At 64.2% G+C, this 20,426-nt stretch carries 17 protein-coding genes; 11 read left to right on the forward strand and 6 right to left on the reverse strand.

From position 1 onward, the window contains the following. Positions 1-54 precede the first annotated feature (54 nt). From boxB to NTU39_RS18900, 3 genes are all read right to left on the reverse strand, one after another. Entirely contained in the window at positions 55-1,482 is a 1,428-nt protein-coding gene (boxB, locus tag NTU39_RS18890) for a benzoyl-CoA 2,3-epoxidase subunit BoxB (RefSeq protein WP_046292663.1), read from the reverse strand. Positions 1,483-1,571: 89 nt separating this feature from the next. Further along, complete coding sequence (gene boxC, locus NTU39_RS18895) at positions 1,572-3,227, reverse strand: 2,3-epoxybenzoyl-CoA dihydrolase (RefSeq protein WP_257958287.1); 1,656 nt, start codon at positions 3,225-3,227, stop codon at positions 1,572-1,574. Positions 3,228-3,339: 112 nt separating this feature from the next. Beyond that, a complete protein-coding gene (locus NTU39_RS18900; protein WP_052252576.1) occupies positions 3,340-4,254 on the reverse strand; it encodes a helix-turn-helix transcriptional regulator in 915 nt (304 codons plus the stop codon). Positions 4,255-4,372: 118 nt separating this feature from the next. On the opposite strand from NTU39_RS18900, the gene NTU39_RS18905 reads away from it, so the two are divergent. The 4 genes from NTU39_RS18905 to NTU39_RS18920 all read left to right on the forward strand — a co-directional run bounded on the left by NTU39_RS18905 (position 4,373) and on the right by NTU39_RS18920 (position 9,363). Continuing rightward, positions 4,373-4,843, forward strand: coding sequence for a DUF4863 family protein (locus NTU39_RS18905; RefSeq protein WP_257958288.1), 471 nt, complete (start codon positions 4,373-4,375; stop codon positions 4,841-4,843). 42 nt (positions 4,844-4,885) lie between these two features. Then, positions 4,886-6,472 carry a 3,4-dehydroadipyl-CoA semialdehyde dehydrogenase gene (locus NTU39_RS18910; protein ID WP_150666074.1) on the forward strand — a complete coding sequence of 529 codons (1,587 nt, stop codon included), beginning with the start codon at positions 4,886-4,888 and terminating at the stop codon, positions 6,470-6,472. 214 nt (positions 6,473-6,686) lie between these two features. Further along, positions 6,687-8,258, forward strand: a complete 1,572-nt coding sequence (locus NTU39_RS18915) for a benzoate-CoA ligase family protein (protein WP_257958289.1) — start codon at positions 6,687-6,689, stop codon at positions 8,256-8,258. A 283-nt stretch (positions 8,259-8,541) separates the two neighbouring features. Continuing rightward, positions 8,542-9,363, forward strand: a complete 822-nt coding sequence (locus tag NTU39_RS18920; protein ID WP_150666072.1) for an alpha/beta fold hydrolase — start codon at positions 8,542-8,544, stop codon at positions 9,361-9,363. Positions 9,364-9,509: 146 nt separating this feature from the next. On the opposite strand, the gene selD is transcribed toward NTU39_RS18920, so the two are convergent. Then, positions 9,510-10,607, reverse strand: a complete 1,098-nt coding sequence (gene selD, locus NTU39_RS18925) for a selenide, water dikinase SelD (RefSeq protein ID WP_150666071.1) — start codon at positions 10,605-10,607, stop codon at positions 9,510-9,512. 193 nt (positions 10,608-10,800) lie between these two features. Here selD and NTU39_RS18930 point away from each other — a divergent pair, with 193 nt between their 5' ends. After that, positions 10,801-11,949, forward strand: coding sequence for a transglutaminase-like domain-containing protein (locus tag NTU39_RS18930; RefSeq protein WP_257958290.1), 1,149 nt, complete (start codon positions 10,801-10,803; stop codon positions 11,947-11,949). Between the two features lie 79 nt (positions 11,950-12,028). Then, a complete protein-coding gene (locus NTU39_RS18935; protein ID WP_257958291.1) occupies positions 12,029-12,628 on the forward strand; it encodes a TlpA family protein disulfide reductase in 600 nt (199 codons plus the stop codon). A 13-nt stretch (positions 12,629-12,641) separates the two neighbouring features. Here the strand turns inward: NTU39_RS18935 and NTU39_RS18940 are convergent, their stop codons facing one another. Next, complete coding sequence (locus NTU39_RS18940) at positions 12,642-13,565, reverse strand: LysR family transcriptional regulator (RefSeq protein WP_257958292.1); 924 nt, start codon at positions 13,563-13,565, stop codon at positions 12,642-12,644. Between the two features lie 159 nt (positions 13,566-13,724). On the opposite strand from NTU39_RS18940, the gene NTU39_RS18945 reads away from it, so the two are divergent. Together NTU39_RS18945 and NTU39_RS18950 are read left to right on the forward strand one after the other, a co-directional pair. Continuing rightward, positions 13,725-14,381, forward strand: a complete 657-nt coding sequence (locus tag NTU39_RS18945; protein WP_246184714.1) for a chromate transporter — start codon at positions 13,725-13,727, stop codon at positions 14,379-14,381. Further along, complete coding sequence (locus NTU39_RS18950) at positions 14,378-14,908, forward strand: chromate transporter (RefSeq protein WP_046292673.1); 531 nt, start codon at positions 14,378-14,380, stop codon at positions 14,906-14,908. The genes NTU39_RS18945 and NTU39_RS18950 overlap by 4 nt, the downstream gene beginning before the upstream one ends. 14 nt (positions 14,909-14,922) lie before the next feature. Here the strand turns inward: NTU39_RS18950 and NTU39_RS18955 are convergent, their stop codons facing one another. Further along, the gene (locus tag NTU39_RS18955) at positions 14,923-16,284 is read right to left on the reverse strand and encodes a hypothetical protein (RefSeq protein WP_257958293.1); all 1,362 of its coding nucleotides are present in this window, start codon (positions 16,282-16,284) and stop codon (positions 14,923-14,925) included. A gap of 187 nt (positions 16,285-16,471) precedes the next feature. On the opposite strand from NTU39_RS18955, the gene NTU39_RS18960 reads away from it, so the two are divergent. The 3 genes from NTU39_RS18960 (at position 16,472) to NTU39_RS18970 (ending at position 20,042) form a co-directional block, all read left to right on the forward strand. Beyond that, the gene (locus tag NTU39_RS18960) at positions 16,472-17,098 is read left to right on the forward strand and encodes a LysE family translocator (protein WP_257958294.1); all 627 of its coding nucleotides are present in this window, start codon (positions 16,472-16,474) and stop codon (positions 17,096-17,098) included. Positions 17,099-17,142: 44 nt separating this feature from the next. Continuing rightward, positions 17,143-17,976 (forward strand): DUF3047 domain-containing protein, encoded by an 834-nt coding sequence (locus tag NTU39_RS18965; protein ID WP_257958296.1) that lies wholly within the window; start codon positions 17,143-17,145, stop codon positions 17,974-17,976. A gap of 281 nt (positions 17,977-18,257) precedes the next feature. Continuing rightward, positions 18,258-20,042 (forward strand): peptidoglycan D,D-transpeptidase FtsI family protein, encoded by a 1,785-nt coding sequence (locus tag NTU39_RS18970; RefSeq protein WP_150666064.1) that lies wholly within the window; start codon positions 18,258-18,260, stop codon positions 20,040-20,042. Positions 20,043-20,426 lie beyond the last annotated feature (384 nt).

Here is a 20,426-nt window from a genome sequence, read left to right on the forward strand (position 1 = left end):
GCTGTCTCCTTGTGGGGATGGCTCTTGCGGCCTTTCCAATAACTTGGCAATGACTTAGTTGAAACGCACGTACTCGAAATCGATGGGCTGGCGGTTGATGCCCAGCGGAGGCGGCGCAATCCAGTTGGCGAACTTGCCCGGCTCGGTCACACGGCCCATGAGCGACGCCACATACGCACGGTCTTCCGACGTCGGCAGCCATTCGCGCTCATGTGCAGCCCACTCCGTCTCGCTCACCACACGACCATCCGGCGACACGCGCACGCCTGCGAACGTACCGATCTGACGATTGAACGCCTTGTGCGGCACCGTCAGACGGAAGTCGATACCGGCCTTCTCCAGCACCTTGTTCCAGCGGTTCACACCGGCGACCGAGTCCTTGATGTAGTCGTCGCGCAGCACTTCGTTCATCGCGTTGAGCATCGGCACTTCGCGCTCCACGAGCTTGCCGTTGTCGACATCGAGCAGACGGTACATCTGACCGTTCAGTTGATGATCGTCGTCGCGCTTGCTCTCTTCATAGCGACCCTTGAGGCCCGAGCTATAGAAGATCGCCGCGTTCGACGACTGGTCCGCGCCGAACAAATCGATCGTCACGGAGTAATGGAAGTTGATGTAGCGCTGGATCGTCGGCAGATCGATGACGCCCGCGGCGCGCAGCTTCGACACGTCGTCCGTTTTCAGTTCGTTCATCACCTGCGCCGTGCGGGCAATCACGCGCGACACGCCCGACTCGCCCACGAACATGTGGTGCGCTTCTTCCGTGAGCATGAACTTGGTGGTGCGGGCCAGCGGATCGAAGCCCGACTCGGCCAGTGCGGACAACTGGAACTTGCCGTCGCGGTCCGTGAAGTACGTGAACATGTAGAACGCGAGCCAGTCCGGCGTCTTCTCGTTGAACGCACCGAGAATGCGGGGATTGTCCTCGTCGCCCGAGCGGCGGCCGAGCAGCGCTTCGGCTTCTTCACGGCCGTCGCGGCCGAAGTAGCGATGCAGCAGGTAGACCATCGCCCACAGGTGACGGCCTTCTTCCACGTTCACCTGGAACAGGTTGCGCAGGTCGTACATCGACGGCGCGGTCAGCCCGAGGTGACGCTGCTGTTCCACCGACGCCGGTTCCGTGTCGCCCTGCGTGACGATGATGCGACGCAGGTTCGCGCGATGCTCGCCCGGCACTTCCTGCCACGCGGCTTCGCCCTTGTGCTCGCCGAAGTGGATCTTGCGATCCGACTCGCCCGGCGTGAGGAAAATGCCCCAGCGATAGTCCGGCATCTTCACGTGATCGAAGTGCGCCCAGCCGCTCGGGTCGACGCTCACGGCCGTGCGCAGATAGACGTCGAAACCATGCGAGCCTTCCGGTCCCATGTCGCCCCACCAGGACAGGAAGTTCGGCTGCCATTGTTCGAGCGCGCGTTGCAGCGTGCGGTCGTCCGACAGGTTGACGTTGTTGGGGATCTTCTCGCTGTAGTTGATCGAAGCCATCGTGGGAATCCTCGTGTCTCGTACGTGTTCTATGGAAACGTTTGATCGGGTGCGGGGGGCGACTGCCGCCGCCCATCCCTGCGAATTCGTCAGACGCGGTTCAGATCGAACTGCGCCTTGTTGCCCTTGCCGTAGACCTTGAGCGCGCCCTTTTCGCCAACGGCGTTCGGACGAATGAAGATCCAGTTCTGCCACGCCGACAGCCGACCGAAGATGCGCGTGTTCATCGTCTCTTTGCCGTTAAAGCGCAGGTTGGCTTCCATGCCGGTGAGCGCATCGGGCGACATCGCCGCACGCTCCTCGATGGCGATGCGAATTTCGTCCGGCCAGTCGAGATCGTCGACCGCGGCCGTGACCAGCCCCAGACGCTCGGCTTCGTCCGGACGCACCGGACGGCCGATGGTGGCGCGCACGGCATCCAGTTCAGCAGCGTCTTCATAGAAACGGCGTGCGAGACGCGACTGATCGGTGACCATCGGCAGCAGGCCGAAGTTGACCTCGCTCAGCGTGATGGCCGGTTCGTCTTCTTCGCTTGCCGGAAGCGCGGCCATATACGTGCGGTCGGCCGCGAAGGCGAATTCGGCGAGCGTGCCGGCGAAGCACGAATCCGGCTCGATCAGCGCAAACAGCGAGCGCGAAGACACATCGATACGGGCGAACGTGCGACGCAGCATGCCGAGGGTTTCACGCACGAACCAATGATCCTGATGCGCGAGCAGCGACGCATCGGCGGCCAGCACATGCTTCGCTTCGCCTTCAGTGCGCAGCAGCCAGGTGCCGATGTCGAGTTCGTTGGTGCGCAGGTTAAGAATTGCGTCGTCGAGCTCGCGCGCCATCTTCAGCGGCCACCAATTGATGCCCGCGGCTTCGATACCGGCGATGTCGCTCGGCGGCGCAGACTTCGGCGCCTTCACGGTCAGGCTTGCGGTGCGATTGGCGCGGTCGATTTCCACATCGACGAATTCGTAACGGATGGCATCCGGCTCGTCGGTACGCTCAATGCGCGTGAGCGTCACGCCCTTGCCGCCCGGACGATGGCTGTCCTGCGCCAGTTCCTGCGCCCGCGCAGCCACGGCCTGCGCGAACTGCGCGGGCTTGACCACTTCGTCGACCAGACGCCATTGCTTGGCGCGCTCGCCGCGAATGCCTTCCACGATAGTGCAGAAGATGTCGGCGCGGTCGTTGCGCACATGACGCTTATCCGTCAGACGCGTGAGGCCGCCGGTGCCGGGCAGCACGCCCAACAGCGGCACTTCCGGCAGCGCGACCGACGACGAGCGGTCGTCCACCAGATAGATCTCGTCGCACGCCAGTGCCAGCTCGTAACCGCCGCCAGCGCAGGCGCCGTTCACGGCGGCAATAAACTTCAGGCCCGAATGACGGCTGGAGTCTTCGAGACCGTTACGCGTTTCGTTGGTGAATTTGCAGAAGTTGACCTTCCACGCATGCGAGGAGAGGCCCAGCATGAAGATGTTCGCGCCCGAGCAGAACACGCGGTCCTTGGCGCTCGTGACCACCACCGTCTTGACTTCCGGATGTTCGAACCGGATGCGCTGAACGGCATCGTGCAGCTCGATGTCTACGCCCAGGTCGTACGAATTGAGCTTGAGCTTGTAGCCCTCGCGAATACCGCCGTCTTCCGCGATGTCGATGGCGAGCGTGGCCACCGAGCCGTCGAAGGTCAGCTTCCAATGCTTGTACTGCGTGGGGTCCGTACGGTAGTCGACGTGGGGTTTGCCGAACATGATTGCCTCCAACTCGAATAATGATCTTGTTGAATTGCAATATAGTGCAGCACAAACCCACCGTCAACCGTTTATACAAACAAAAATGAATTATTTTGCAGAATGCACTCGATCAATCGGATGACAACTGCACTGCCAGGCGTCCGCGCAGTTGCAGATAGGCGTCCGCGAGCGCCCGCCCGCCGGTGTCGAAGCTCATATCGGCCTTGGCGTAGAAGTCCTGACGCCCGGCCAGAATGCGCTTGAGGTCGTCCATCGCTTCCGCATTGCCTGACATCGGCCGCAGGTCGCCCTGTGCCACCACGCGCTTCATATGCTCCTCGGGCGACGCTTGCAGCCACACCGTATAGCAGTGGGTCAGCAGGAAATTGAACGTGGCGGCGTCGCTGACGATACCGCCCGGCGAAGCGATCACGGCGCGCGGATGCTCGGCCACTACGGCTTCCAGCGCGCGCAACTCGTACCGGCGGTAGGCGCTCGCGCCATACAGCGAATAGATCTCCGACGGCGGGCAGCCCGCCAGTTGTTCGATCACGCGATTGAGCTCGACGAACGGTACGTGCATGTCGTCGGCAAGCATGCGGCCCAGCGTCGACTTGCCTGCACCGCGCAGGCCGATCAGCGCGATGCGCCCACGCCGGTCGGGGTCTCGCTCGCTGCCCGCGAAGAGTTCGCTCAACGCCTGACGCGCGCGCGTCAGCGCCTCGCCGTCGCGCCCGTGCAGAATCTCGCGAATCAGCAGCCACTCGGCGGACGACGTGGTCTCGTCACCCACGATTTCGGCCAATGTGCAATTTAGTGCTTGTGCGAGCTGACGCAGGAACAGCACGGAGGCGTTCCCCACGCCCGACTCCAGATTGGCGACGTGACGCTCGGAGACTCCGGCATCCAGCGCTAGCGCCTTACGGGTCAGGCCGCGACGGGCGCGCAGCGTCCGAACCCGCTCGCCCAGTGCGACCAGAAACGGGTCTTTCTCGCCAGCGCCTCGCGCCGTCGGCACCCCATCGGCTTGCGCACTCTTATTCATCGGATGAGATCCTCGAAGCATGTAACATGTAATATATTGCTTGACAGCCAAATTTGCATGCTCTAATTTTCACCATGCGTCGGTAAAAAAGCAAACACGACGTCCCCAGGAGACATGGATGGATGTGCCCCAATTTCAGGCGCTGATCGCCGACGTGACACGTCAGCTCGACGGTCGCCCTCTAGACAACTCGCTTGCCGACTGGCTCAACGCCAGCTACGGCGCGGGCTCCCCAGGTTACGAAGCCCTCATCGACGCCTGCCGCACCGGCGTGGCGGAGGGCTGGCTGTGCAATCGCGAAGGCGGCGGCATTCGGTACGGGCGCGTCATCAAGCCCACACCCGACACGCACGGCTTTTCCGTGGACGTCGTCGACATGGCCGATCTGGCCGGACCGCACCACGTGCATCCCAATGGCGAAATCGATCTGATCATGCCGCTCACGCCGGGCGCGACCTTCGACGGACACCCCGCGGGCTGGTGCGTGTACGGCCCGGGCACCGCGCATCGCCCGACAGTGGCGAGCGGCCGCGCCCTCGTGCTGTACCTGTTGCCCGAAGGCGCTATCGAATTTACACGCAGCGCCTGAAACCGGCGCGCCCCTGCATCTCTGCTTGATTCATTTCGGTTGATGGATATGAGTACCCCTGCCTTGCTGGAAAACTACGTCGCTGGCCAATGGGTGGCCGGTGGCGGCGAGCGCACTGCGCTGACCGATCCCGTGACGGGCGACACGCTCGCCTTCGTCTCGAGCGCCGGTCTCGATCTCGACGCCGCATTTGCCTTCTCGCGCGACACGGCAGGCCCCGCGCTGCGTGCGCTGTCGTACGGCGAACGGGCGCAGCGGCTCTCGCAGATCGTCGCCACGTTGCAGACGAATCGCGACGACTACTACGCCATCGCGACGGCCAACTCGGGCACGGTCGCCACCGACTCCGCTGTCGACATCGACGGCGCGATTTACACACTTTCCACCTACGCGAAGCTGGGTACATCACTGGGCGATGCGCACACGCTGCTCGATGGCGCCGCCGTGCCGCTTGCCAAAGACGCGTCGTTTGCCGTGCGTCATGTATTCCGTCCGACGCCGGGTGTCGCCCTTTTCATCAACGCTTTCAACTTCCCCGCGTGGGGTCTCTGGGAAAAGGCGGCAGGTGCGTTGCTGGCGGGTGTGCCCGTCATCGTCAAACCTGCGACGTCGACCGCGTGGCTCACGCAACGCATGGTGGCCGATGTGGTCACCGCAGGCATTCTGCCGCCGGGCAGCCTGTCGGTGATCTGCGGCAGCGCCGCCGGTCTGCTCGAGCGCATCGGACCGTTCGATGTGGTCTCGTTCACTGGCTCGGCGGACACCGCCGCCACGTTGCGCGCACATCCCGCCTTCACCGAACGCTCCGCGCGCATCAACGTGGAGGCCGACAGCCTGAACAGCGCCATCCTTTTGCCGGACGCCGCACCGGGCACCGCCGCCTTCGATCAGTTCGTGCGCGAAGTGGCGCGCGAGATGACGGTCAAGTCGGGGCAGAAGTGCACGGCGATTCGTCGCGCGATGGTGCCGGTCGAGCATTTCGACGCGGCGGCGGCCGCCATTGCCGAGCGACTGGCGAAGACAGTCGTCGGCAACCCGCGCAACGAGACCGTGAAGATGGGTTCGCTCGTGAGCGCTGCGCAAAAGCGCGCAGTGCTCGACGGCATTGCGCATTTGCAGGCCGAAGCCGAAACGCTTTACGACGGGAATCGCGACGCCGTCTTTGTCGACGCCGATGTGAATAGCGCCTGTGTCGCGCCCGTGCTGCTGGGTCTGCGCGAGGGTTCGGCAGGCAAGCGCGTGCACGACACCGAAGTCTTCGGCCCGGTGGCGACGCTCATCGGTTATCGCGATCTCGACGAAGCCGTCGTACTCGCCAAGCGCGGTCAGGGGTCGCTGGTTGTCTCGCTGTACAGCAACGACGCCATCGCCATGCGCGCGCCCGCCCTTGCGCTGGCCGACGCGCATGGTCGCGTTCACGCCGTCGATCCGTCGGTCGCCAAGACGCAGACGGGTCACGGCAACGTCATGCCGCAGGCGCTGCACGGCGGCCCGGGACGCGCCGGTGGCGGCGAAGAACTCGGTGGCCTGCGCGCGCTGCGCTTCTATCACGTGCGCTCGGCCGTTCAGGGGCCTGCCGCCCTCGTTGAAGCGCTGACGCAGGACGCCGTCGAACTGCCGAAGTCATAACGTCGCAACGAAGTCGCAGACACAACGCAGATTTAAGTCGATGGCGGGCACAGCCTCCGCCATCGGCACCGTTTTACGCCAGTCGTAGAAGTCGCAAGCCGTCGCAGTCAAGGTGATTCAAAGAGGCGCCGTCAGAGCGCTGAATAGAACTCACGCCACGCGTGCCGCGCCCGTTGGAGTGCGCTGCGCCGTGTGGTGATCCACCGGAGGCAACATGGAAGCCGTACTCACCCCACCGCCGGCGAACTTCAACTTCGCTGCGCATCTGGAGGCGCTCAACCGCGAGCGCGCTGCCAAGACTGCATATCTCGACGACACGCGCGCGCTGACCTATGGCGAACTGGCCGAGCAAAGCCGACGCTTCGCCACCGGCCTCACGCGCGCGGGCGTGCATCGCGAAGAGCGCATCCTGCTCGTCATGCTCGACACCATCGATCTGCCCATCGCGTTTCTCGGCGCGCTATATGCGGGCGTGGTGCCGGTCGTCGTGAACACGCTGCTCACGGCCGACGACTACGCGTACATGATCTCGCATTGCAAAGCGCAGCTCGTGATCGCCTCCGGCGCACTGATGCCGACGGTGCAGGCTGCGCTCGACAAGGTCGCCGAGGCCGGGTCGCCGCCGCCGTGCATCGTCTCGCAACCGATTGCGGCCGAGACCGATGGTGCGACCGCATTGCCGACATTCGACGCACTTCTCGATGGCGCGCCCAGCGCGCTGCCCGTCGACACGGCAGGCGACGACATCGCGTTCTGGCTGTACTCCTCGGGCTCGACCGGCAAGCCCAAGGGCACCGTGCACACGCACGCCAATCTCTACTGGACGGCAGAGACTTACGGACGCAACGTGCTCGGCATTCGCGAAGACGACATCGTGTTCTCTGCGGCCAAACTGTTCTTCGCATACGGACTCGGCAACGGCCTGACGTTCCCACTGTCGGTCGGCGCAACCATCGTGCTGATGTCGGAGCGCCCCACGGCGGAGGCGGTCGCAAAGCGACTGCGTGAACATCGTCCGACGATCTTCTACGGCGTGCCGACGCTCTACGCCACGCTGCTCGCCTCGCCGCATCTGCCCGCCCGCGCCGACGTGGCGCTGCGCCTGTGCACGTCGGCAGGCGAAGCGCTGCCGCGTGAGATCGGCGAGCGCTTCACCGCGCACTTCGGTGCGGAGATTCTGGACGGCATCGGCTCGACCGAAATGCTGCACATCTTCCTGTCGAACCGCGCAGGTCAGGTCGCCTACGGCACGACCGGCGAACCAGTGCCCGGCTACGCCGTGGAGCTGCGCGACGAGAGCGGTCAGCCGGTGCCCGACGGTGAAATCGGCGATCTGTACATCAAGGGGCCGAGCGCCGCACTCATGTACTGGTGCAACCGCGAGAAGTCGCGCGCGACGTTCCTCGGCGACTGGCTCAAGAGCGGCGACAAGTACCAGCGTCTGCCCAATGGGTATTACGTCTATGCGGGACGCAGTGACGATATGCTCAAGGTCAGCGGCCAATACGTCTCCCCCATCGAAGTCGAGATGGTACTGATGCAGCACGACGCAGTGCTGGAGGCGGGGGTCGTGGGACGCGACGACAACGGTCTGACGAAGACGCAGGCGTTCGTCGTCCTCAAGCCGGGGCTGGTCGCCACGGACGCCATGGCGACCGAGTTGAAGGCCTTCGTCAAGGCGCGCCTCGCGCCACACAAATATCCTCGCGAGCTGGTGTTCGTCGACGATCTTCCGAAGACCGCCACGGGCAAGGTTCAGCGCTTCAAGCTGCGCGAGATGCTTTAGGGTCTGTTCACACTAATTCCGGGCTCGTGTTGCCCGGCCAAAGGGGCGAGCGCAAGGAATGAGCCGAAGCGAATATCGGGAATATTCGCGAGGATCATGACGCCGCGATCGCCCCTTTGGGTGGACAACCCGTAGGGAACGTGCCCTACCGGCCGCCTGGCCGCGTTACCGCCAGCTTGCTTGGGGCGACCAAGCGGCGCTGTCGGTGCCTTGCCAGCCAGCCGGTAGAACACGTTCACGAGCCCGGAATTAGCGTGAACAGACCCTAGGAGACAGAAACAGAATGTCGGACGTACAGTTCGCAGAGATCGAAACGCCCTCGCACGGTGCGCTCTCGCTGGAGTATCGATGGATCAACCGCGAGCGCACCGACGCGCCGCTGCTGGTGTTTCTGCACGAAGGGCTCGGCTCCATCGCCATGTGGAAGGACTGGCCGCAGCAATTGTGCGACGCGGGCGGCTATCGCGGTCTCGTGTTTTCACGCAACGGCTATGGCCGCTCGACGCCGCGCCCGAAGGATGAGAAGTGGCCCGTCGACTTCATGCACCGTCAGGCGCGCGAAGTACTCCCCGCGTTTCTCGATGCGGTCGGTATCGGTGCGGCGCAGGCGGACCGCGTGTGGCTCGTCGGTCACAGCGATGGCGGCTCGATTGCGCTGCTGTTCTCAGCGGCGTTCCCTGACCGGCTGGCTGGCGCGGTCGTGATCGCACCGCATCTGTTCGTCGAGGACGTTTCCGTCGAGAGCATCGCAAAGACGAAAACCGTCTACGAGACGACGGACCTGCGTTTGAGGCTCGGCCGCTATCACGACGATGTGGACTCGGCGTTCTGGGGCTGGAACGACATCTGGCTGAATCCGGCGTTTCGCGACTGGAATCTGGTCGGTGCGGTGGCGACCATCTCGAAGCCGTTGCTCGCGATTCAGGGCGAGGACGACGAGTACGGCACGATGGCGCAGATGGATAGCATCGCCGCGCACGTGCCACACGCGAAGGTGGTGAAGCTGCCGGACTGCGGACACTCGCCGCATCGCGACGCTCCGGCACCGCTCGGCGAGGCTATCGTCGCGTTCATTGGCGCACAGGGACAACGTCAGGCGGCGTGATCGCCGCGGCTGACCTATGGGCTGACGTGTGGGCTGACGTGTGGGCTGACGCCTGACGTCGCAGAAACCAAACGGGCGCTCCCCGAAGACCGGAGAGCGCCCGTTGTCATTTGGACGACCGCAGTTAGACGACGGCAAGCCGCTCGTCAGATGACGCGCACACCCGGTGTGCCCGGACGCATCGCACCCACGATCCCGGCGGCGTCGAAGCCGTCGGCACGGAAGACGGCGAGCACGTCGTCCACCGCGCCCGGCGCGCACGACACTAGCAAGCCACCCGCCGTCTGCGGATCGCACAGCAGATCGCGGTCACGCTCCGTAATGCGTTCCCCAAGCTCGACCGATTTGCCGTACGACGCCCAGTTGCGACCGGACGCGCCGGTAATGCAGCCCTTGTCGGCCAGTTCGCGCACGCCGTCGAACAGCGGCACGTCCGACATGCGCAGATAGGCGGCGAGATTCGCGCCTCGGCACATCTCCAGCGTGTGACCGAGCAGACCGAAACCGGTCACGTCGGTCAGCGCATGTACGCCAGGCAACGCGGCGAGCGCCGGGCCCACGCGATTGAGGCGCGTGGTGGCGTCGATCATGCAGCGGTAGCCCTCGTCGTCCAGTTGATTCTTCTTGAGTGCGGCCGACATCACGCCGACGCCGAGCGGCTTGCCGAGCACGAGCACGTCACCGGCTTGCGCGTCGGCATTGCGCTTCAAGCGCTTCGGATGCACCACGCCCAGCGCCGCCAGGCCGTAGATCGGCTCGACCGAATCGATGCTGTGCCCGCCCGCAATCGGAATACCCGCTTCGGCGCAGATCGACTCGCCGCCGCGCAGAATCTCGCGGATCGTTTCGTGCGGCAATACGTTGATCGGCATGCCGACGATGGCCAGCGCGAAAATCGGCTTGCCGCCCATCGCGTAGATGTCGGAGAGTGCGTTGGTCGCGGCGATGCGGCCAAAGTCGAACGGATTGTCGACGATGGGCATGAAGAAGTCCGTCGTCGCGATGATGGCCTGCTCGTCGTTGAGCTGGTAGACGGCCGCGTCGTCGGACGTTTCGGTGCCCACCAGCAGCGCAGCCGGGGCAGGCAGCGGCGCGTCGGTGCGCGCCAGCAATTCGGAAAGGATGCCCGGCGCGATCTTGCAGCCGCAGCCGCCGCCGTGCGAAAGCGACGTCAGACGCGGCGCTTGTGCCGACGATTGTGCCGCCGTTTGATCACCCACTTGAGTTGCTTCGATTGCAGTCATGGTCGTTGGTGTTCGTTTTCCTTAAGTCGACGTATTATGAAGCAGCTTTGCGCCGTCGCCATGTCCCGAAATGACTGTGGACGACATGCGACGGTGTCATGCTACCGGGTTACATCGTCCCTGCATGGGACGCCACCGCTATTGCCCTAACCTCAATGCGCCGTGAGCGCTGATGCCAAAAGGGGTCTACATCATGCAACGCCGCCGCTTCCTCTCTCTGGGCGCTTACGCCCTGCCCGCCTCGTTCCTTTCCACGTCGCTGCTGCCGGGTTACGCCCACGCGGCCAAATCGTCGACGCAGGCGCCCAGCGCCGCCGACGGCTGGCGCACGTTCGAGCTGACGACGCAGGTCGACCTGCCCGCTGGCAATGGCCCGGCGAACGTCTGGCTACCGGTGGCGACGTCGCCGTCCGGGGCCTATCAACATGCGCTCGGCACGCGCTGGGACGCCCCGGGGGCCAAGGCCGAGTTGCGCATGGTGCGTGGCGCCTCAGGCATCGGTGTGCCGATGCTCGCCGTGGCATGGCCCGAGGGTGCCGCGCAGGGCGCTCGCACCGTCACCCTGACGAACACGTTCGCCACGCGCGATCGCGTCGTCGATCTGTCGCAGCCCCCGTCGGCCAACGCCCCGCGCGAATCGGCGGCGGTGCTGCGTCAGTACCTCCAGCCGACAGAACTTCAGCCGACCGACGGTCTGGTGCGCGAAACCGCCGAAAAGATCACGCGCGGCGAGAACGGCGACGTGGAGAAAGCGCGCGCCATCTATCAATGGATCGTGGAGAACTGCCGTCGCGAAGGCTCGGTGCGCGGTTGCGGCACGGGCGACGTGCGCTACATGCTCACCACCGGCGACCTCGCGGGCAAGTGTGCCGACATCAACGCACTCTTTACGGCGCTGGCCCGCTCCGTGGGAATTCCTGCACGCGACGCTTACGGTGTGCGCGTGGCGACCTCACGTCATGGCTTCAACAGTCTGGGCAAGGCGGGGGACGTCACGCGCGCCCAGCATTGCCGCGCCGAGTTCTACGCGGCCGGTTACGGCTGGGTGCCGGTCGATCCGGCGGATGTGCGCAAGGTCGTGCTCGAAGAAGTGCCGGGCGGTCTGCCGGTCGACGATCTGCGCGTTCGCGCCGCGCGTGCGATGCTCTTCGGTCAGTGGGAAATGAACTGGGTCGCGTTCAATCACGGCGCGGACATTCCGCTGCCCGGCGCGCAAGGTAAGCCTGCAAGTACCGTGCCGTTCCTTATGTATCCGAACGGCGAAGTGGCGCGTGCTCAGCTCGACAGCCTGAATCCGGATACCTTCCGCTATCGCATGAACGCCCGCGAAATCTCGGCCTGATCGAAGCAAGCCGCACCACAGCCACCCTGAACATCGGCCTCGGCGTGACCGTCACACGCCAATGAAGGAGCGCATTACCATGCAACGCCGTCACTTTCTTCACACGCTGGGGGCGCTCGGTGCGGTCGGCGCATTCGGGGCCGCTGGCCCCAATGCGCTCGCGGCGGGACCGGCAAAGGGTTCGACGGAAGTCGACGACAGCGCGCTCGCCGGGACGTCCGGCGGCACGCTCTCGGCATGGCGCGGTGCGACACCGGCGTTCTCGCTCGACGGGCTCGACGGCAAGACATACTCGCTGTCGCAGTATCGCGGACGCGTCGTCATCGTCAACTTCTGGGCGACGTGGTGCGGGCCTTGCCGCGAGGAGATTCCGGCGATGGGGGCGGTGGTGCGCCAGTACCGTGGGCGAGGTCTGGCGTTGCTCGCCGTCAACTACAAGGAACCGACCACGACGGTGAAGCCTTTCGTCGACAAGCTCCCCATCGACGGCACCGTGCTGCTCGATACCGACGGTGCGGTCTACAAACGCTTCGGCTCGCTCGGTCTGCCCGCCACGTATCTCGTGGACCGGGCGGGAAACGCGCGCTTCTGGCGCATGGGCGAACTGGACTGGAACGACGTGGGACTGCACGGCCACATCGAAGCGCTGGTCGCACAGAAGGGCGGCACATCGGCCTGAACTTTCGCGCCGGTTACACCGTGGCGATGGCCTTCACAGCCGCGTGCACATGCTCTAACAGACGCGCCGTCGGACCGGCGAGTACGCCTTCTCGATAGGCACAGCACAGCGGTGCGCGCGGCGGCGGTGCGAGGGGCCGGTAGACGATCCCCTCGATCTGCATGCGCATGAGCGACGCAGGCACCACCGATACACCCAGCCCGGCGGCGACGAGCGAGAGCGTCGTCAACAGACGCGGCGCTTCCTGTTCAATGGCCGGACTGAAACCGGCGCCGTGGCATGCGGCGATGATCGCGTCGTACAGCCCCTGCCCTGCGCGTCGCCGATAGAGAATCAGCTTTTCCGACGCAATCGCCGTCATCGGCACGGCGGCCTTCCCGGCTCGACCCGTGAGCGCCAGCGGATGCGCGGACGGCACGGCCAGCACCATCGGTTCTTCCAGCACCTGCACGACGGTGATCTCGCCGGTGTTGCCCTGCGGCTGACGGATGAACGCGACGTCGATATGTCCGTCGCGCAACCCGTCCAGCAAATCCCCGGTACTCGACTCGTCCAGCATCAGGGACACCGATGGCGCATCGCTACGAAACGCGCGAATGACCGTCGGCACGAACGGATGCAGTGCCGCCGAGCTGGTGAAGCCGACCGACAGACGCCCCTTGATGCCCGCTGCCACGCGCCGCACGTCGTCCACCGCCTGATCGAGTTTGCGCACGACTTCGTAGGCGTCGGCGAGGAAAGCCTGCCCCGCGTCGGTCAGCGCCATGCCGCGTGGCAAGCGTTCGAAGAGCGTCACGCCCAGTTGTGTCTCAAGCACGCGGATCTGTTGCGAGAGCGGTGGCTGCCCGATGCCGAGCCGCTCTGCGGCCCGCGTCATGTGCCCGGTTTCAGCCACCGCAATGAAATAGCGCAGCAAGCGCACGTCGATGTTTGCCATATCGATCCAATATGATTCAAGTCATTTCCATATATTGGACAATATAACGCAATCGCCTTACTCTCAGGGTGTCCCGCGCGGCACCCATGCATCCCATCCCTCGATGACATTCTCTGCCGGGCGGCCCCACCGTAGTCCAGTTTTCAGAGTTTGCCCGCCATGAACACTCAGGCCCCCTTCACCTCCCCCAACCCGGGTACACCCGGGACACCCGACACCCGTCTTGCGCCGAACACCGATGCCAGCGCTGCTGCCCCCAACACCGGGCACGACACAGCGGTGGCGGACAGCCCGAGCATTCGCGCCCTCTTCTTCGGCTTTCTCGGCCTCGGCATGACCGCGTTCGGCGGCGCGTTGCCGCTCGCGCGCCGCATGATCGTCGACAAGCATCGCTGGATCAGCGGCGCGGAGTTCACCGATCTGCTCGGTCTGTGCCAGTTTCTGCCGGGCGGCAACATCATCAACTTGTCGGTCGCGCTCGGCATGCGCTTTCATGGCTGGCGCGGCGCGCTCGCGTCGATCCTCGGTTTGATTGCGGCCCCGTCGGCCGTGGTGATTGCGCTGGGCACGATCTATCAGCACTTCCAGAACGACCCGCACGTGAAGCATCTGTTTGCCGGGTTGGCGGCAGCGGCGGCCGGTCTGTTGATTCAGATGGCGTGGAAGGTGGCGTGGCCGCTGCGCAAGTCCGTCGTGCTCGGCGGCGTAGCGGTGGCGTGCTTCATTGCGATTGCCGTGCTGCGCGTGCCGCTGGTGCTCACCATGATCGTGATGACGCCGATCTCGATTTACGCCACCTGGAGGGTTTCGCAATGACCGGCACCCTCATTTCGCTTGCGCTCATCTTCACGCAGCTGTCCGTGCTCGCTTTTGGCGGCGGCAACACGATCCTGCCGGAGATGGAGCGGCAGGTGGTCGATCTGCATCACTGGATGACCTCCGAACAATTCAGCGCGCTGTTCGCGCTGGGGCAGGCCGCACCTGGACCGAACCTCATGATCGTGACGCTCGTCGGCTGGCATGTCGCTGGCTGGCAAGGCATGCTCGTCACGACACTGGCCAAGTTCGGGCCGTCGTCGCTCATTACGGTCGGCGTGCTGCATCTGTGGCAGCGCTTCCGGGATCGGCCGTGGCGGCGCATCGTGCAGGCGGGTCTGATGCCGATGACGGCGGGGCTCGTTGCCGCGAGCGCGGCGCTGATCGCCGAAGCATCGGCCACGTCGTGGCTGCTTGCGGGCATCACGACAAGCGTGGCGGTGCTGGCCATCAGAACCCGCGTGCATCCGCTGTGGTGGCTCGCAGCGGGCAGCGTCGCCGGACTGCTGGGCGGCGCATACCTCTGAGCGTGCCGAGCGCGTCACACGTGGCGTGCCCCGCGTGCGGCGTTGCAGACCTGCGCGAACGACTTATGCCAGTGATCGCGGCCCAGTGCTTCGATGCCATCGGTGAGACGCACCCATTCGTCGCTGCCGATCTTCAGCGTCGGCGGGGTGTCGCCTCTGACCAGTGCGGCAAGACGCGACGGGCACGGCAGGTTCGCGTCGGGATTGCCCGCGACGATCATCACCCGGCCGATCCATTGGGCCACGTCCACGGGAATCGTCGGCGGTAGCGTTTCGCCCGGCCGGGGCCCCCGCTCGTCGCTCCAGCGCCATGCAAAGCGGGCGCTGATACCTGAGCGCGTGGCGATCCCCATCGCGAGCAATACGTTGTCGCACGACATGCCGTGCTGTGCGGCAACCCCCAATGCCCGTAGCGCGAGCGCACGCCAATCGCCCGTCCCCCCGCAGTCTTCACGCACACTCGCGGCGAACAGCGCCACGAGACGGGCGCGCACGCGACGCAGTGCAACCGGGTTCGTCAGCAAGCGGCGTTCGTTGCGTGTCTCCGGCGAAAGGTCGTCGGTTGTCTCGTCGGGATCGAACACCTGCACATCGACCGGATGCACGGTGAAGGTCGCGCTGCCCGCCTCGTCCTGACGCCAATCCGGCTCCAACTGGGTTTTGAGCAGCGCGAACGCGTTATCGTCGCGAATCAGAGATTGCCGCTCGTCGCTGATGTGCAAGGCGTCTCGCACCGTCTTCGGCAGTTTGAACCCGAGGCCGTGCGCCATGAGCTGGCAGAGCCCCGCAATCCGATCGCTCCTTGCGTAATCGGATTGCGGGACGTCGGCGATATGAAGCAGCAGCGCTTCGGCGATGCGCATTTCGGCCAGCGCGCGCCGGGGCATGTCCGTACCCGCTTGTTGCGCCGTTGCGGCGAGGGCCGTGGCGTCGAACACTGCGAGGCACTGACTCATTGCCGTCACGTCTGCCACCGTGCGACGTCGCAGTTGCGTGTCCGTCTGCAACGCCCACTGACGCTGCGTCTCGTCGCCCCCGTCGATGGCCCGTTCCAGCGCCTTGAGTTCAGGCCAGAGATAGGTGTATGTCGCGCCCACGGCGATCGCACTCAATGCGCAAGCGATGCCGACGTCCGAGACACCGGAATGTGTTGGCGCGTGCTGTTGGAACCGCTGGCCTGCGTGCTGCCATGTGTCGGACAGCAACTGGCTTAGCCCGCTCTCGCGCAAACATGCCACCGCGCCCGAGAAGTCGCCACGGAAGCTGTCGAAGGCGCAATGCATTGCTTTCAGTGCTACCTGAACGAGCGTGCCTGTCGCGGGAGGAGACGAGACCGTCGAGAGAGAAGAAGACGAAGCTGAAGAGATGAGTGACATAGCGCTGGCTCCTGAATGCCGTAATCCGGCGGGATCGAAAGACCGGGCATGGTCTGTCACAGGAGCGCGCGGCGCTTCAGGATTCGCTCTGCGCCCTTTTGGGCGCCCTCCTTCGGAATCTGGGATGATGTCGCCATTGCACGGCCGTCACGGCCCGCACCGCCCTCGACCCCACCGGAGGCTTTTGATGCCGACCCTTGCCACGCTTGCCACATTCGTTGTCGTTGTCCTCGGGCTTTTTCTGATTCCCGGCCCGGCCGTCTTGCTGACCATCACCCGCACCGTGCAAGGCGGACGCCGCGCCGGTGTCATGACCGGCATGGGCATTGCGCTCGGCGATCTGGTGCACACCCTGTGCGCGGCGGTCGGACTGTCGGCGGTGTTGATGACGTCCGCGCTGGCGTTCGACGTCGTTAAATATGTGGGCGCGGCCTACCTGATCTATCTGGGCGTCAAGGCGCTGCGTGAGCGGCCGTCAGACCCGCAGTTGCCCGTCGCACCGAAAGTCTCGCCCGGACGGGCGTTCGGTCAGGCGGTGGCCACCGAGGTGCTCAATCCGAAGACCGCCCTGTTCTTCCTCGCCTTCATGCCGCAATTCGTGCATGCGAGCGAGGGCAACGCCTTCGGTCAGTTCCTCGTGTTGGGGCTGGTGTTCGTTGCAATGAGCGCGCTTTATACGGCGGCCATTGCGATGTCGGTGCGTCCGCTCGGCAAGTTCGTGGGACGTTTCACCTGGCTGCTGCGCTGGCAAGGCAAGATCATCGGCACCATCTTCATCGGCCTGGGCCTGCGCGTCGCCATGCAGCAGCGCTGAGTTCGTTCTGCCGAGTTCGTCCTTCAACGTTGGAGTCGTTCGCCATGCAACGCATTGTCTCCACGCTTCGTTCGCCGCACGTCTCACGTTCCACGCAAGCCCTCCACCCGCCGCCCCGTCGCGTGACGGGGGTGGCGTTGGCTGCGGCCCTCGCGTGGCTCGCCGTGCTGGCCTATGTTCCCAACGCCGTTTCGGCCGACGCAGCCTCCGGTAGCGGCGCGGCAGCCGTCCCTTTCTCGAAAGCCAGCCCGGGTAGCGCGCTACCAGAGGGCTGGAAGAATCTGCCTGTCGTGAGCGGCAAGAAGCTCACCACCTATACCGTGGTGGCCGACGGCAAGCGCAGCGTCATTGAAGCGAACTCCACCGATTCGGCGTCGGCACTCATGGCCAAGGGTGACGGCGTCGATCTGAACGCCACGCCGGTCGTCGCATGGCGATGGAAGGTCGACAGGGTCATTCCTGGGGCGGATAACCGGGTGAGCGACAAGGAGGATTCACCGGCGCGGCTCGTGTTCTTCTTCGACGGCGACAAGTCGTCGCTGTCTTTCGGGGACCGTGCGACCATGACGCTGGCCAAGGCGGGCGGCGAAGACTTGCCGTACGCCACGCTCATGTACATCTGGTCCAACGACGCGCCGGTGGGCGGCGTCATCCAGAACCCGCACACCGACAGGGTGCAGATGCTGGTCGTAGCGGGTGGCGACGCGTCGCTCGGCAAATGGCAGACGTTCTCGCGTAACGTCGCGGCCGATTACGAACGCGTCTATAAAGAGAAGCCGGGCAAGTTGCTGGGTTACGGCATTTTCACCGACAGCGACAACACGCATGCGACGGCGCATGCGTGGTACGGCGACGTGCGGTTCGACGCGGGGAAATAGTGCCGCAACAAGCGCCCTAACAAGCGCCTTAAGACTCGCGCTGACCGGCACGCCAAACCGAACGAAAATTCGCCTCTGGTTTCACCTGCCGACACCCATGCAAAATGTCGTGTCGAAAGCCTCCAAAATAACCCTGAAAGCCCCGTCTGACGGGGCTTTTGCGCTATTGCAACAGTCGCTTGCATGCTACGCTATCTCGCCTAGAATCTGAGCCATAGTTGGTTGACTGGCTCATTGCTGCTAATTGCTGTAACCAGCCTCTCATTCGCCCCGCGAGCGCCATGCAAAAGAATCGCCAGCCCAAGGACGTCACGTTCGCCGCCAGTCCTGTTTTGCAATCGCGCATGTCGTTGTGGCGCTCCAAATTCGTCGTCATTGTCATCACGATCGCCTTCATCGGGTTGGTCGTCCGGGCCTTCTGGATTGCCGGGCCGGGCAACAGTTTCTACATCGCGCAGGGTGAAAAGCGTTACGAGCACGCCATCGTCATGCCGGGTGTGCGGGGCAAGATCGAAGATCGCGACGGCCGTGTGCTCGCGACCAGTTTGCCGATGCGCACCATCTGGGCCGTCCCGACTGAAGTGCCGGACGACCTTTCCGACAGCGACATCCAGAAGGCCAGCAAGCTGCTCGACATCCCCGCAAAAGAACTGCGCACCAAGCTCATCGGCGAGAAAAAGTTCGTCTATGTAAAGCGTCAGGTGTCGCCTGAGATCGGCAAGCAGGTCGAAGCGCTGGGCATTCCTGGCGTCTACGAGAGTAGCGAATACAAGCGTTTCTACCCCGAGGGCGAAGTGGCCGCGCACGTGGTCGGCTTTACCAATGTCGAGGACAAGGGTCAGGAAGGCATGGAGCTGGGCGAGGAGCCACTGCTCGAAGGTGCGGCTGGCGTGCGGCGCGTGATCAAGGATCGCATCGGCCGAACCATTCAGGATCTCGACGACTCCAGTCCGCCGCGTGACGGCAAGGACATTCGTCTGACGCTTGACACCCGCGTGCAGTACATCGCTTATGAGGCGTTGAAGAATGCGCTGGATCGTACGGGCGCGAAGGCAGCGATGGCAGTGGTCATCGATGCCAAGACGGGACAGGTGCTGGCACTGGCCAATTTGCCGACATACAACCCGAACGACCGCGCGCATCTGACGGGTGAGCAGTTGCGCAACCGCGTGTTCACCGATGTCTTCGAGCCGGGTTCGATTCTCAAGCCGTTCACGATGGCGCTGGCGTTGGATCTGCATCGTCTGACGCCGACGACGCTCATCGACACCGGCCCGGGCCGTTATGTGTTCGAGGGGGCGACGATCAGCGACGACAGTGCGAACGGCACGCTGACGGCGGCGGGCGTCATTCAGAAGTCGAGCAACATTGGTATGACGAAGGTGTCGACGATGTTGCGGGCGGAAGAGATGTGGGACATGTTCACCGAGATTGGTCTGGGCCAGCAGCCGAAGCTGGGGTTCCCGGGTGCTGTGTCGGGCCGACTGCGTCCGTACAAATCGTGGCGACGGATCGAGCAGGCGACGATGGCATACGGCTACGGGATTTCAGCGTCGCTGTTTCAGTTGGCCCGTGCGTACACGATCTTCGCGAACGATGGCGTGATGGTCCCCATCTCTATCATCAAGCCGGACACACCGGTGCAGCCCGAGGGTGTGCGGGTAATCGATGCACATACCGCATCTGAGATGCGCAAGATGTTGGCGGCTGTGGTCGATACGGGCGGGACGGCAACGACGGCGCAGGTCGCGGGATACAGCATCGGCGGCAAGACGGGGACGGCATACAAGGCGGGCGCGCACGGTTACGACCATTCGAAGTATCGGGCGTCGTTCGTGGGGATAGCGCCGTTGTCGGCACCGCGTTTGGTGATTGCGGTGTCGGTGGATGAGCCGAAGGCATCGCAGCACTTTGGTGGTCAGGCGGCGGGTCCGGCGTTTGCCGAGATTGCGTCGCAGGCGTTGCCGTTGCTGGGCATTCGTCCGGACCTGCCGGTGCGACCGGGGGTGATTCTGGCCGCACCGACCTCGGATACGCCGCCGGACGACAAGCCGCCGCATGGGTGAGAGCGTCTACGGTTGAGGCGAGCACTCGCCTCAACCGGCTTCCTGCAGATTCTGCTGCTTTAGCCGAGATAATTGTTGAACTCGGCCAGTAGGGCCCTCGCCGATTCCCTGTCTTGCACCGGGAAGGCACAGAGACCGTAGTTCCACTTGAAAACGAGGCGTGCCACATCGCTAGCGGACTCGGGTGTATGGTTTGGATCTCGGAGGATTGCCGTCAATGCAGCTAACCGCCTGTGTTCGGGAACGATCAATCCGTCGAAAGGCACATCACCGATATCCGTTGGCATCATTCCACTCTCACAAGTGAGCTCTGTCAAAGCATGGCAAATCGATACCGATCCCAACGTATATTCGTCATCTGACGAGTACTGCCCGTAGTTCTGA

The organism is Pandoraea commovens, from assembly GCF_024704525.1.
Classification (GTDB): Bacteria; Pseudomonadota; Gammaproteobacteria; order Burkholderiales; family Burkholderiaceae; genus Pandoraea; species Pandoraea commovens.